This is a genomic window from Corallincola luteus (assembly GCF_004336975.1).
Taxonomy (GTDB): domain Bacteria; phylum Pseudomonadota; class Gammaproteobacteria; order Enterobacterales; family Neiellaceae; genus Corallincola; species Corallincola holothuriorum.
Genome location: NZ_SJXE01000003.1, coordinates 230,801 through 245,023, shown reverse-complemented (window position 1 = coordinate 245,023; position 14,223 = coordinate 230,801). Strand labels below are relative to the sequence as shown.

The window sequence follows — 14,223 nt, the reverse complement described above, 5'->3', positions numbered from 1 at the left end:
TCAACGTCAACCCAGCATGCTAACAACCACCTCCTGTTGCTTACGATTAAGCAGCGGCAATCGGTAAGTCAGTTTCTGCCGCCATCGGCTGGAAAGCGTGGCACTGCGACTAACATGATTGGATCGGCATTGTGGTCCGGTGTATAGATAACCGTCAACCATATCGAACAGCGCAGGTGACAGGCTCACTCTCACTGACGGAGGATGAAGCAACACGTCATCAAAACGAACCCTTTGCGCTAGTTCGCCGTCAGCAGAAATCAACGAGGGAACATCGATATCGTCAAGTGGGTGATCAGCCAACGTGCTGGTACCCAGCATATGAGGCCAAACAGATACCAGCTTGCCCGCCTTGGCTTCTTGAAACAGTTCCGCCAAACAACGATTACTTCGCAAACGCACCCCAGACAGCGGTTTCTTTAACAAATGTCGCGCACCAATAATGATAATGGCTGGCCTATCTTTCAAGGCGAAGTTCAGCTTTAAATAATTGAATATCGCTTGATCTCGCTGGCCATTCAATAGCGCCAGATCAGCCGGTGTACGGATCGCGTTCCAATCAAACTCAGGCTCTGCTAAATGGACTTTAATTGGGGTTTTACGATACTTGTTTGCTTCCCGCACCAAATAAAACAGGCGTCCGTATTGTGGTGGTAACCAAGCTGGAAATGCCATTGAATCCAGCCAGATAGCAGCAAGATCTTCATCGGGCACATCAGAGCCACTTAAGTACGCGTTCAGCAGCGACTGATGTTTTCTATTACCGAATTCGACCACTAAGTCGGAATAAGACTCATCCAGTTGTGGCGACAACGCCAACTGAACAAGGTGGTCAAATACGCCCTCAAACCAGTGTGCCTCACCCAAACCCACAATGTGTTTATCAAGTAGCTTACTTTTTACCCACATGATGGGATCTTCAACGCCATTGCTACTCGGTGAGGTTAAATTTTGCGCCATCAAACCCCGTACCTCCGAGTCAGGCGTTCAGCAATATGCTGGCCTATCTCTCTGAGCATCTCCGGGCGCATCATGTCACGATGGATACAATCCACTTCAATCACTTCCACCTCACCCGACATGTACTTCGACCAACCTTCGCGGTCGAGAAACGCTTCCTCTGGCGGTTTCACTGCATTAAAAAACAACATGTCGCCACGATAGAAATAATCAACCCGGTCGCGCACCCTTTTATTGTTGTTAAGTACGACAGCAATCATCGACGAGATAGTCTCGATACTCAGGTGAGCCATCGAACTACCAGCATCCTGCAAAATTTCAATGACTTCTGGACGGGTCAAACTGCTATGTGCCGCTTCATCAAACTCGACACCAGCCATTCTAATAAGTGCGCCAAGCGCCTGATCTTCACCGGGTGGATTCATTTGCTGCCACTGTTCAGTGGGATAAGAATCAAGCAGAGTTAGTAAACCGACCTCTTGCCCCTGTTGTTGCAGCACTCCGGCCATCAAATGCGCGATCATGCCACCAATAGACCAGCCTAAAAGGTGATAGGGTCCAAATGGTTGTTCCCTGCGGATCGCAGCAACATATTCCTCAGCTATCTCCTGCATGGTTTGTGGCAAAGGTGCTTCGGTATCACTGAGATTTTTAGATTGAACACCATATAGTGGGATCTTACTGGGAATAATCGGCGTTAACGCGGCGTAACACCAACTCAAACCACCAGCGGGATGAACACAAAACAGCGCAGACTTACCCTCACGCTTACGCAGTGGTAATAAGATCTCTAGCGCTTCGTCACCATTGCTGCCATTTAGTTTTGCGGAGATCCCTTGCACTGTCGGTGCCTGGAATACCGCCGCCAATGACAGCTCTATCCCCATGATCTCTTTAACATGGGCGATTAGCTGTGCCGCTAACAAGGAATGGCCACCCAGTTCAAAGAAGTTATCGTCTACCCCAACGCTTGGCAGCTCCAACAGATCACAGAACAATTTGCATAACCGCTCCTCTAACAGATTGCTTGGCCCTTTCGAACCAACTTGCTCCGACAAGTCTGGTTTTGGCAACGCTTTGCGCTCGAGCTTGCCATTGGCCGTAACAGGAAAGGTTTCCAGTTGAACGAAGTAACCCGGGATCATGTAATCAGGTAGGGGCTCCGCAAGAAACGCCTGTAATCGCGCTGGATCTAACGCAGGAACCGTCCCTTCCATATCGACATGAGCACGAAAATATGCCACAAGTCGTTTATCCCCTTGGCCATATTCCTGCACCACCACCGCCACTTGAGCAACGGCGTCATGCTGCGCCAACGCATTTTCGATCTCTTCCAATTCGATCCGAAAGCCGCGAATTTTCACCTGAAAATCACTACGACCGGCATATTCCAACACCCCGTCGTCGCGCCACTTCGCCAAATCACCGGTTTTATAGATACGACTGTTATTCTCTGCAACAGGATTGGCAATAAAACGCTCTGCAGTTAAAGCTGGTTGCCCTAAATAGCCAAGGGCAAGTTGTGCGCCACCAATATAGAGATCACCGACAACCCCCGGCGGAACTGGCTGTAAGGCATCATCCAGCACATACATTTGGGTGTTCCAAACGGGGCGGCCAATGGGGATTGAGTTGGTTTCTGCATTAGCCTGGCAGGCCCAATAGGTCACATCAACCGCAGCTTCAGTTGGGCCATAGAGGTTATGCAACGGCGAACTAAAGCTTTCGTAGTAACTGTTAACCAGTGAAACCGGTAACGCTTCGCCACTACACAACACTCGCCTTAAGCTTTGGCATTGTGCTGGATCTGCCTGTTGTAAAAAAACTTGCAGCATGGAGGGTACGAAATGGATAGTGGTTATCCCTTGTCGCTGGATCAAATCGGCCAAATAGATCGGGTCTTTATGTCCCTCAGGCTGTGCTACCACCAGCACAGCTCCCTCAAGCATGGGCCAGAAGAACTCCCAAATGGAGACATCAAAACCACAAGGTGTTTTCTGTAGCACGCGATCGTCATGATCGATCGCATACTGGTGCTGCATCCACAACAAGCGGTTGACTATCGCCTGATGCCCAACAACCACGCCTTTAGGCTTGCCTGTGGAACCCGAGGTATAAATAACATACGCAGGATCTTGCGGGGTTAACTCTGACAAGCGTTCTTCGGCAGCCACGGGGGCCGCGCTAAACACTGATTGCACCCTCGTCCAACGGGATTCATCAACCCGCAAGGTAGGAAGTGATTCGGGAAGTTTTGCCAACAACAGCTGATCAGTGATCACCAAAACAGGCTCGGCACTCTCGACCATATAACCGATCCGCCCGTCAGGATAATCAGGGTCAATCGGCATATACACACCACCGGCTTGCAGAATAGCTTGCTGCGCTACAATCAACTCCACGCTGCGCGGCAACAGGACGGCGACACGGGTGCCGACATCTACCCCTTGCGCAATTAACCATCGTGCGAGTGGATTCACCAGCTCCGCAAGCGCTGCATAGGACAAGATCTCGTCACCAAAAACCAGAGCTGTCCGTTGCCCATGTTTTTGCACTGACTGCTGCAACAGGGCCGATAAGGTTTGTTGCGCTACAGGCTGCTCGCTGGCATTCCAGCTTGTTACGATTTTTTCATGCTCTCCTGGCAGTAGCAGCTGAACGTCACCGACCCGACTACGGCTCGTTCCGGCGACTAAACTGGCGGTGAAAAAATCCGCCATAAAGTGAAACAGGCGCTGTTGATGGCCGATGATCTCGGCCTGGGTATAGAGCGCGGGATTTGCATCCATATCCAGATGTAATTGGCCATCCAGTTCGTAGCAGTAAAAGGAGATGTCATCTACAGGCCCTGCAGACAAGTTATGGGCCTTAGACTTCAAATCAGCGAACTGATGTTGATATTCAAATGGCATGATATTGACCAGCGGACCAAACAGGTTGCGACTCTCCTTGACCAAATTTAGTTCGCGATGCAACTCTTCATATCGATAGCCTTGATGCTTACGTACCGCACAGAACTCTTTGTTTACTTGTGTCACCAGATCCGCAATATCCTGACCCGGATTGAAACTCACCCGAACCGGTAAGATGTTGACACGCATCGCGGGAGTTTGGATCGCCACTGAACCTAGCCGCCCCATTAAAGGTACGCCTAGCACAACATCATTAGAACGGGTCATACGATGCACGTAGGCGGCAACAGCAGCAATTAAGACACTGTACCAGTGGGTACGACAGCGTTTTGCCATTGCCCCCATATTGGCAAAGTCCTGCGTCGACATTGCACCTTGAAGACGTAAGAAGTGGTCTGACGTAACAGTTGGTTTCCCGGCCAAATTAACCGTGTCGGAATGATCAGCATAACGTTGTAAGTAAAATGCTCTGTCAGCTTTATACTTATCTGATGTTTTGTACTGATTGTCCTCTACCAATAACGCCGTTTGATCCACCAGCGCAATCTCAGGTATAGCTTCATTGCGAGTAAGACAACCATATAGCGTAGCCACTCGAGAGGCGATGAGAGACATGCTATAGCCATCGATGGCGATGTGGTGCAGCGAGAAAAACCAGCAATACTGGTCATCAGTCAGCCGCAACAGCGCCATGGTAAACAGTGGCCCTAATTCCAGATCGACCGGCGTTTTCAGTTCGTTGTGCATCCATTCAGTAGCCATCTCCAACGGTGCAGCTTCGGCACGAAAGTCTTTGCGAACAACCTGCCAGTCACGCCGTACCACACGCATTCGCGGGCCTTCCGTGGTTGTTTCAAAATGAGCATGCAAGGAATCCACTTCATTGATAGTCGTTTTGACGGCACTAACAAACGCCTCCTCATCCACCGCCCCGTCAATCACAATGAATTCGCCCGTTTTGTATATGGGGTTATCTGGATCTCGAAGTTGAGCAAACCAAATTCCCGCTTGAGCGTCTGTTAAAGGCTGCCATGCTGTATTTGTCGGTGTACCTGCGGTCATGCTGCAGCCTCCTCTAGCTTGGCACTAAGTAGCTGCCACCAGGATTCAACGCATGGCACTGCAGCCAGCTCAATAAATGACACATTTAGACCTTGTTGCTGCCAATCGCCAACAAGCGACATCATGCGTACAGAGTCCAAACCAAAATCAAGCAAGCTGTCATCAGCTGTGATCTCGTCGGGCGCAATCTCCAGTAAGTCTGCGAGTTGCTTAAGCAAAGTGTGGCGGGATCCAGGAATGGGGTAAGTTGAGTTTTCCTGACTACTAATGCTCGCCTGTAGTGTTTCAGTGGTGATCACTTTGCCACATCGACCCGCGATATAATTTAGCGACATTAAATGCTCTTGCAGAGAAAAATCAGCCACGGCATCTGAAACGATAAAGGGCTGAATATCCAACATAAATGCTTCAGCGGCGGTTTGCATACAGCCAATATGCGCATAAACGCCAACGATAATAAGCTGGTCTCTTTGCCACTGCGCCATCTGTTTTTTAAGCTCAGTACGTTGGAATGCGCTGTAGCGCCACTTAGTTAAAACGGTGTCATTAGCTGCTGGCCGCAAGGCGGGTACAATTTGGGTTAACGCGCTATCGTCCTTTAGTCCCGGCCCCCAGAAGTCGCTCAGCAGTGCACGGTGTTCTACAGGTTGGTCGCCAGGTTGCGCAGTGTAGACCACGGGGATCCCTGCTGCTTCAGCCGCTGCTCTAATCTGGCCAATATGCTGGATAACTCGGCTAATAGGTTCCTGCTGTTGATCATAGAAATTGACAAAATATTGCTGCATATCGTGAATTAGCAATACAGCCCGCTGCGGGTCAACGGACCAACCAACTTTATTTAAAATGGGCGCAGTGGCGTCGGCAAGTGAATACGCCTGGATCGCAGGTATAGTCATGGTTTCCTCTTTCATATATATTGTTTGTTAGCTTGAACATAGGTTGAGTACGATAACTAGAGCGCCATCTGAAGCTGTTTCTTATTGACCTTGCCAACCGCGGTTTTCGGCAGGGTATCGACCCATTCGATGCGATCTGGGATCTTGAATTCCGCCAAGCCACGAGCTCGAAGAAAGCGCTTTATCTCTATCGCTTTGGGCCGCTCAGTTTGACTGACCAACACGGCACAGCTGCGCTCACCCAGGTAGGGGTCCGGCAGGGAAATAACGGCAGCATCATGTACATGTAGGTGAGCAATCAGATGGTTCTCGACCTCTTCAGCGGCGATCTTTTCGCCACCGCGATTAATCTGATCTTTACTTCGACCAACCACTTCGATATTGCCTGACGGCGTCAGTCGAACCAGATCACCCGTACGATAAAATCCATCTTGGGTAAATGCCTGATGGTTATGTTCAGGCGCAGCGTAATAACCTCGAATGGTGTATGGCCCACGTACCTGCAGGTGTCCCACCTCACCGACTTCAACAGGTTTATCTGCACTGCCCAAAACTCGGATTTCATCGGCATCAGACATAGGGCGGCCTTGGGTATACACCACTGTCTGTTCGTCGTCATTTAGCCGGGTATAGTTAACAAGACCTTCCGCCATGCCGAAAACCTGCTGTAGTTGGCACCCCAGGACTGGGCGAACCCGCTTTGCGGCCTCAGCACTAAACTTGGCACCACCGACTTGCAATAGTCGCAACGGCGAGATATTGAATCGGCTGTGCTTAGCCAAATCGAGCCAAAGCAAGGCCAGAGGGGGCACTAATGCCGAAACCGTAACGCCATGTTGCTCTATCAACTGAAATGCCGTTTGCGGAGTGGCATCTGCTGCCAGGATCACTGTGCCACCCACCATGAAGAAGCCCAGCGCTCCAGGTGAGCTCAGAGGAAAATTATGGGCGCAAGGGAGAACACACAAATAACTATCATCAGACGTTAGCTCACACAGCTCAGTGCTGCGACGCACACTATATAGATAGTCGGAATGAGTACGCGGTATAAGTTTTGGCGCCCCAGTGGTGCCTCCTGACAACTGGAAAAAAGCAAAAGCTGGCTCTGCTTTTGAGGGGCGCAACTGCCCATCACTAAACACCTTCTGCAGATCAACAATTAGGCTACTTGGTTCTTTGTCATCACCTCTCTGCAGGCAAAATACTTTTTGCACACTCTGCCTGTCATGCAGTAACCCCTCGGCTAGTTCTCGCCAATTGAATCCGCCTTGCTCCGCGACAATATAGGCCTTAGCTTTAACAAAATTACAGAAGTAACGGATCTCTGATGTGCGATGGGCTGGCAACGCCAATACAGGTTGAACACCCAATTTCAGTAGCGCAAAAAAACAGAGATAAAATTCCGCAATGTTAGGAAGATGCAACACGACTTTGTCGCCACACTGCAAACCATGGGACTGAAACCCAACCGCGAGCCTTTCAACCTGCTGAGCCAGCTCCACATAGGACCAGCGCCGCTCGCCGCAAACCAGCGCCGTTTTGGTTGGAGTGCTGCTAGCACGGAGTTCAACCAATTGCTGAATCTTGGTGTCGGTCCAATAACCTTCATCGCGATACTGCTGAGCAAAAGATTCAGGCCACGGTATATAATTGGGGTCCGTTTGTATCACGTTGTAGTGGCTCATATGGTCGCTCCCAACATCTCACTCTCCAGCAAATCGATGCCGATAGCATTCAAAATGGTGCGCATCTTGTTGCCTGTTTCATGGAGTTCACTCAAGGGCTCCGAGCCATCAACAATGCCCGCTCCAGCAAATACGCGCATCTGCTTCTCAGCAACCTCAGCACAGCGAATAACGATCACCCATTCACCGTTACCACGACTGTCACACCACCCCACTAAACCAGTGAAATAGCCTCTGTCGAATGCTTCAGATTCACGGATAAATTGGTGAGCAGACGCTTTTGGGAATCCGCACACGGCCGGCGTTGGGTGCAGTGCGCTGACCAACTTCAACACACTGGTATTCGGATTCATCAAGCTGCCCTCCACTTGCGTGGAGAGATGCAGCATGGCGGGCGTGTGAATAACTGATGGGATTAAAGGCACATACAGATTACTACAGTAGGGCTGTAGGGCCCGCTCAACGGACTCAACCACGAGCCCGTGTTCATGGAGATCCTTGTCACTATCGAGCATCTCCAAACACAGTTGCTCATTTTCACTCTCTAGGGCACTACGACGACGGGAACCGGCCAACGGATTGGATCGAATGGCAGCGCCTTTACGAGAGACCAATAATTCAGGACTGGAACCTATCAGGTGTCGTGTCTCCCCCGGCTCGGAGATGTTGACACAAAACGTATATCCTGTGCGGTTTTGCTGTAACAGTGTCAACAGCAATTGATCGAGGTCGATATCCTCTTCGGTATCAACCTGCATGCTGCGCGACAGCACCACTTTATCAATACCACCGCAACCACAAGCATTCACAGCTTGTTGAACCATTCGCATATATTCGTTCGGCGCGGGAATTGGCTGCATACGATGACAAAAAGCAGGGCAGGTATTCAGCCCTCCTTGTCCAACTCGTGAGGAGGAGGAAACAAGTACCTGCTCAGGGATAATAAATCGAACCGGATTATGCTCAGAGAAAGGGATCAGCCCCATCGCAATGGGATTATCACTCTCATCACGTTTGTGCTTCTGCAGAATCTCAGTAACAAAACTATCTAACCGACTAAATTCAATTTTCTCTGAGTAGGTAGACACTACCCCTCTGGCTAATATCGAGGAGCTGGGCGAACTGAAAAAGAACTCTTCCTGACGCTGACCGTTGGCTATTTCATCTGCCATCTTCTGGCAACTAATCGTCTGTCTCGTGCTGGCAGGAGTGTGAGCTTCAACGAGTTGAATTGGCATCCCTAAACCTTGGCTTTAACAAGTGACTTGAGATCTAAAAACTACACCTCATTAACATTGATTGCAAATCATTATCATTTGCATTTAGATTAGTGTAAAATGTGTATCCTATTGTAAACAAGCGGCTTATTAGAAATAATGAATATAAATTCAGCCCATAACAACCCAGAACAAGCGCCACCATTACGCTGGATCTTAGCCCTGATTGTTTTCACTCAATGGGTCGCTATCACCGACTTTATGGTGCTCATGCCATTAGCTCCAAACCTGGCTGAGTCGTTAAACATTTCTGTTCAGGACACCGCTTGGTTCAGTGCTGGATACGCTGTGGCCTCAGCCATCTCGGGGTTGCTGCTGTCGTCACGATTGGACCAATTCAGGCGCCTTCCCGCCTTGCTCACTTGCCTTTACCTTAAAGCGGGACTGATTTTATGTATCACGATGATTAATAGCTTCGACGGGTTTCTAATTGTGCGAACCCTTTGCGGGCTCTTATCTGCGCCGGTAGCCGCGCTTGCCATGGCGATCGCCATTGACCTTTTCCCTACAGCCCAGCGCGCTAAAGCGATGGCTAGAATCGCTTTGGGATTCCCCTTAGCAGCGATTGTGGGGGTACCTATTGGGCTAGAACTCGCTTACTTAATCAATTGGAAAGCGGCATTTCTATTCAATGGGATGATGATGATGTTAGCAGCCTTGGTTTGGCATCGGCTGTGGCGCAGTTATAACAAACAATTGACTGCCAAAGGCGACCTGGACTCAAACAAAAGATTCCACCCACTACAGACACTCACTCAACAGAACCTAAGGCGCGGCGCGCTACTCACCAGCTTGGGGATTTTCTCAGCATTTCTTTTTATTCCCCACTTTTCCGCCATTTTCCAGTACAACTTTGACTACCCAAGATCTGGTATGAGTTTGCTCTACCTTTTTGGTGGCATCGCCACCATCGTCATCACGCAAGCGGTTGGTCACGTAGCGAAACCGAATAACATGGCTCTACTTATGTTGATGACCTGCATTACCAGTATCGGTTTACTGATTGTCGCATTTATCAGTTCCCTCGCGCTCCCCGTCGCACTTATATTCACCCTTTTTATGGGGTTAAACGGATGCCGGAACGTACTATTACAGATAGCAGTAAGCGTGTTACCCGGAGCAAACCAAAGAGCGGGTTACTTTGCCGTACTGGGTACGGTAAGGAATCTATCGACAGGCGCAGCAGCTGTGATTTCAGGCGCTATCTTAGTGGAAACACCGTCCCTGCAACTCGCCAATATTGAGAGTCTGGTGCTGTTATCTGCGTGCGCGCTTATGGTACTGCCTTGGTTGATGCGAAACTTGGTAAAACCAGTACTCAAACTAGATCAAACCGGAGAGCCGTCGCAGACAGCTAAAAGCACTATAAGGTGACCTGTCCTAGCGGTTAATTTCTTATAGAATGCGGTCTTCAAGAAAGGTGCACCCATCACATCTGGCGAATCCTTGCAGCCAGATGTGATGATAACGTATTGGTTACTCTCAGCAGCGATAGAAAATGGCGGGTTCGGGGCGCGTTTAAAAGGTCATCATTGGCTAAATGTTGCAGATAACATAGCCATGAATACAACTGAAAGTGAATATTTTTGCTCCCCACTTTACCGATAGAACTGCTCTGATTCAGCTAAGATTTGGGTAAACTTACTTTCGAGTGGCCCCCCCATCAGCTGCACGCGCCGTTTCATTTCATCGACCCAGAGACGTTCATCAATCACAGCTTTTGGAAACAGGGTTCGGCGCTGGGTCGGTCCCACATAAAGCATGGCGTCAAATAATGCCGACACGGGGGCATTCCGGCTATCGATTTTACCGAGCCGGTAACGCGCTTTCGGCATCAAATCAATAAAGCGCAGGGCTGAAAATGGAGGTTGCTGAGCGTCAATCAATCGCTTACCACTAAGAGGTTGTAACGCTTCTATTATTTCTGGCTGTGCCATGGGCCAGACAGAATAAAGCGCGCCCGGATAATGCCTTAACAAACGGGAGGCTAACGTCAGCTCGTTATCAGGCAATGCCTTACTGACTCCTTCAGGGATCCGCAATAGGTGAAATGCACCGAAGATAAGAAGTGCTTTCTGTTGGCTTTTTATCACTTTTTCAACTGTGGCAAAAAAACCATCGACTTTGTTGGACGCTGCTTGCTGCCACTGCTCGCTATCTTTCACTTGTTGCCAGTCAAATGCTTGTTCAGCCAGCACCACTTTTATCTGCAGATGCGCAGGCCGAGATAAGTTAGCCTTACGTACGGCGGTAAAAAAGTCAGCGTAAACGTCGGGCATCCAGGCAGTAAAGAAAACAGATCCACGCAACACGTTAAGCATCTCTCCGCGGCTCACCTGCTCGCCAGCGATATAACTATCCAGTAACGGCTGAAACTTGGCATTGCCAAATTCAACAATGACCGTTTGAGCTCGCGACACAAACTCATCTGACACGACCAGTGATGTCGCATACGACATAAACTCTTCATTGAAATGGTAATCACCCAGACCGACGAATGTATGGTCGTGGAACCTCGACAATATGCCCTCATCTGCCGGTATTGCCGCTTGCCTCAGCGCTGTAAGCTCGTCGTCAGACAGGGCAAGATCAGGATTATGAGGCAGATATTCACAACCGGTTATCCAAAACAAACTAAGCACGAGGAGAGGCAGAGACTTTGTTCTCTGACAGAGGCGAGAACTACCTAAATCTAAAACAAAACGGCGTAGTAACGACATATCGCATTTTTCCGTGAGAACCAGCAAGACACACATGATAATGATAATTGATTTCATTTGCATTAAGGCTGTATGATCTAGTTTGATTTTTACTGGATTCAGCAATGATATCGAAAACCTATCTGGTTTCTGGTGCAGCCAAAGGCATCGGCGCTGCCGTTAGCCAAAAACTGTTATCCCAAGGCCATAAAGTAGTCATGCTAGATGTCGACGACGTGGCGCTTTCAAAATTAGCGAAAGCATTGGCAGGTGCCTACTCCAGACAGCTGGTCAGCTGCTCTTTCGATCTGAGAAACACAGGAAGAACACAATATTTAATCGATGAGATAGAGCAAGAACATGGCCCAATTGATGGCTTAATATGCTGTGCAGGTATCCTTTCACTGGGTCGTATATTGGACATGGGGATAGATGCGCTGGCAAAGATGATGTCAGTTAATGTAATCGGCACAGCTGCCCTTCTTCAGGCAGTAGCTCGCCATATGGTGACGAGAAGCCAAGGCAATATTGTTGTCATCGGATCGAATGCCGCGACAACCCCACGCTTAGGAATGGCGGGTTACTGCAGTTCAAAGGCCGCCTTACATAGTTTGGTGAAAAACCTAGGCTTGGAGCTATCTCAACACGGTATACGCTGTAATCTAGTCAGCCCAGGCTCTACCCGTACTGAAATGCAAACCCAAATGTGGCACGACCAATATACAGAAGCAGACACCATTCAAGGCGATCAACAAAACTACCGGTTAGGTATCCCACTACAGAAATTAGCTGAACCAGAAGAGATCGCCGATGCGGCACTATTTCTACTCTCATCAAAAGCTAGCCACATTACCATGCACGATCTACGCGTTGATGGCGGAGCAACGCTCTAAACCTGGCGCTAACCTTAACAAGGTTACCTCGCGGGCTATGCCGTCCTCGCTAATTCTTTATCTAACCACTTCAAAAGCTATGCTTCAGACTCTAGGGGGAAAGGGAAAGATCTTCCCTAACCTGAAACCGGATTTTAAGATACCCACAAAAAATCGAAGCGCTAAGGCTTCGTTTCTTGCATTTTATCGAGTCTAAAACAACTGATTTGTCTATTTTCTATTTGTTTTCCAAATGCCTATTCCAGCACCGGCTAAAATGATCTGAGCCGAAGCCAAAAGGAAAATTTTGGCATTACGTGTCGACTCATCTTCACCTTGATAAAGCGGCCCCAAACACTCCCTCCCCATAAAACAGTCCAACACAAATGAGTAGCCCCAATGGTGAGGATGACAAAAAAGTGATGTGCTTATCGCTGAAAACGCTAGGATCACAAGGATAAACATGACGCGTAAACGAGGCGATAACATATACCATGGTGCCCCTCGACCATTGCCAAATCACAGATTGAATCAACCATCTAATGTCAGTCGCTTAAGCAGCACTTCTACTGCAAATGTGGCATGGACATTTAATTATCACGCCGTATTATTTCATTTTTTCAGCCTCGGCCTTCGCTAATGAGATTTTCTCTTTTCACGCTTTTCTCGCTGCTCTTAACGCATGTACCTGCAGTCGCCGCTTCAACGGCTGCACCCGCTGACCAGCAGGCGCAATTTCTGAAAAGCTTTAACCAGCATGTAAGCGCATTACTAGCGGATAAAAGCATTCCTGGTGGCGCCTATGCCATTATCAAGGATGACCAGGTCGTTGAAGTGAAGACCTTTGGTCATCTGGATATGCAAGCGGAACAGCCTGTGACTCCAGATACCGTGTTCCGCTTGGCCTCGGTTTCCAAACCCTTTGCCGCCACCATCACCACCATGCTGGCCCATGAGAAACAGTTAGATCTGGATGCGCCCATCACCCAATATGTGCCGGAGTTTCACCTTGCAACGCCAGGCGCGGCGAAAAAAATCAAAGTAAAGCATGTGCTGAGCCACACCACGGGCTTGGTACCCAATGCTTATGACAACCTGCTGCATGAAAAATGGAGCATGGAGAAAGTGATCCGCCGATTTGAACGAGTAGTACCGGTATGCCAACCTGCACAGTGTTATGGCTATCAAAACATCGCCTACGGCTTCTTAGAGCCAGCTATCGAGCAGAGCCAACAACAAAGCTACGAAGCCCTACTTGAGCAACGTTTGTTTACGCCGCTAGGTATGGCTAACGCATCGCTAGGACTCGAAAAGTTCAAACAAGCTAAAAATAGCGCAAAGCCCCACGTGCTAATTAACAGGGTCAACACTGGCAAAAAAGATAGGAATGGCAAAGCCATTAAGTCATACGTGTGGCGTACCGTAAAGGTCACCCCGGACTACTACAAAGTAGCCACGGCCGCAGGTATTAACGCCAGCATTACCGATTTGAGCAAGTGGCTGATCGCCAATTTAGGCCACGCACCAAAGGTACTGACACCGGCCTTGATCGCAGAGCTGACAGAGCCTCGCATCCGCACCCGCAAAGACTTAAAACGAAAGCATTGGCGGGATTATTTAGAAGACGCACACTACGGTTACGGCTGGCGCATCTATCAATTCAAAGACTACCCAATTATTTACCACTCTGGCTGGGTACAGGGCTTCCGCGCCGATATCGGCTATTCGCCTACCCTAGGCGTGGGGTTCGCCGTACTGATCAACGCCGAATCAAATAGCATCAGCGAGATCTCCACGGAATTTTGGTCACAAGCGTATAAACTGACGGACGAAAAGCCGGCAAAAAGTTAATGGCTGAAA

General features: G+C 49.1%; 9 protein-coding genes. 3 read left to right on the top strand and 6 right to left on the bottom strand.

Translation table 11 applies throughout. The features are described from left to right. Nucleotides 1-6: 6 nt before the first annotated feature. Genes EZV61_RS09160 through EZV61_RS09140 form a run of 5 tightly spaced genes read right to left on the bottom strand, consistent with a single transcriptional unit; the run spans nt 7 to nt 8,753 of the window. On the bottom strand, nt 7-960 hold the full coding sequence (locus EZV61_RS09160) for a hypothetical protein (protein ID WP_131415161.1): 954 nt from the start codon (nt 958-960) through the stop codon (nt 7-9). Next, nucleotides 960-4,934, bottom strand: a complete 3,975-nt coding sequence (locus tag EZV61_RS09155; protein ID WP_131415159.1) for a non-ribosomal peptide synthetase — start codon at nt 4,932-4,934, stop codon at nt 960-962. The genes EZV61_RS09160 and EZV61_RS09155 overlap by 1 nt, the downstream gene beginning before the upstream one ends. Continuing rightward, the gene (locus tag EZV61_RS09150) at nt 4,931-5,830 is read right to left on the bottom strand and encodes an isochorismatase (RefSeq protein ID WP_131415157.1); all 900 of its coding nucleotides are present in this window, start codon (nt 5,828-5,830) and stop codon (nt 4,931-4,933) included. Before EZV61_RS09150 ends, EZV61_RS09155 begins: the two co-directional genes overlap by 4 nt. Before the next feature lie 56 nt (nt 5,831-5,886). Beyond that, a complete protein-coding gene (locus tag EZV61_RS09145) occupies nt 5,887-7,515 on the bottom strand; it encodes a (2,3-dihydroxybenzoyl)adenylate synthase (RefSeq protein WP_131415155.1) in 1,629 nt (542 codons plus the stop codon). Further along, the gene (locus EZV61_RS09140; RefSeq protein WP_205695356.1) at nt 7,512-8,753 is read right to left on the bottom strand and encodes an isochorismate synthase; all 1,242 of its coding nucleotides are present in this window, start codon (nt 8,751-8,753) and stop codon (nt 7,512-7,514) included. Before EZV61_RS09140 ends, EZV61_RS09145 begins: the two co-directional genes overlap by 4 nt. Nucleotides 8,754-8,891: 138 nt before the next feature. Here EZV61_RS09140 and EZV61_RS09135 point away from each other — a divergent pair, with 138 nt between their 5' ends. Next, complete coding sequence (locus tag EZV61_RS09135) at nt 8,892-10,166, top strand: MFS transporter (RefSeq protein ID WP_131415153.1); 1,275 nt, start codon at nt 8,892-8,894, stop codon at nt 10,164-10,166. A gap of 224 nt (nt 10,167-10,390) precedes the next feature. On the opposite strand, the gene EZV61_RS09130 is transcribed toward EZV61_RS09135, so the two are convergent. Beyond that, nucleotides 10,391-11,512, bottom strand: a complete 1,122-nt coding sequence (locus EZV61_RS09130) for a hypothetical protein (RefSeq protein WP_131415151.1) — start codon at nt 11,510-11,512, stop codon at nt 10,391-10,393. Nucleotides 11,513-11,616: 104 nt separating this feature from the next. On the opposite strand from EZV61_RS09130, the gene EZV61_RS09125 reads away from it, so the two are divergent. Together EZV61_RS09125 and EZV61_RS09120 are read left to right on the top strand one after the other, a co-directional pair. Continuing rightward, nucleotides 11,617-12,384 (top strand): 2,3-dihydro-2,3-dihydroxybenzoate dehydrogenase, encoded by a 768-nt coding sequence (locus EZV61_RS09125; protein WP_205695355.1) that lies wholly within the window; start codon nt 11,617-11,619, stop codon nt 12,382-12,384. 618 nt (nt 12,385-13,002) lie between these two features. Continuing rightward, entirely contained in the window at nt 13,003-14,214 is a 1,212-nt protein-coding gene (locus EZV61_RS09120) for a serine hydrolase domain-containing protein (protein WP_131415147.1), read from the top strand. Nucleotides 14,215-14,223: the final 9 nt, after the last annotated feature.

Excerpts from the sequence above, each read along its gene's own strand:
- EZV61_RS09125 (WP_205695355.1), top strand. The coding sequence starts at position 11,617 with ATGATATCGAAAACCTATCTGGTTTCTGGTGCAGCCAAAGGCATCGGC.
- EZV61_RS09160 (WP_131415161.1), bottom strand. The coding sequence starts at position 960 with ATGGCGCAAAATTTAACCTCACCGAGTAGCAATGGCGTTGAAGATCCC.
- EZV61_RS09135 (WP_131415153.1), top strand. The coding sequence starts at position 8,892 with ATGAATATAAATTCAGCCCATAACAACCCAGAACAAGCGCCACCATTA.
- EZV61_RS09150 (WP_131415157.1), bottom strand. The coding sequence starts at position 5,830 with ATGACTATACCTGCGATCCAGGCGTATTCACTTGCCGACGCCACTGCG.
- EZV61_RS09155 (WP_131415159.1), bottom strand. The coding sequence starts at position 4,934 with ATGACCGCAGGTACACCGACAAATACAGCATGGCAGCCTTTAACAGAC.
- EZV61_RS09130 (WP_131415151.1), bottom strand. The coding sequence starts at position 11,512 with ATGTCGTTACTACGCCGTTTTGTTTTAGATTTAGGTAGTTCTCGCCTC.
- EZV61_RS09140 (WP_205695356.1), bottom strand. The coding sequence starts at position 8,753 with ATGCCAATTCAACTCGTTGAAGCTCACACTCCTGCCAGCACGAGACAG.
- EZV61_RS09120 (WP_131415147.1), top strand. The coding sequence starts at position 13,003 with ATGAGATTTTCTCTTTTCACGCTTTTCTCGCTGCTCTTAACGCATGTA.
- EZV61_RS09145 (WP_131415155.1), bottom strand. The coding sequence starts at position 7,515 with ATGAGCCACTACAACGTGATACAAACGGACCCCAATTATATACCGTGG.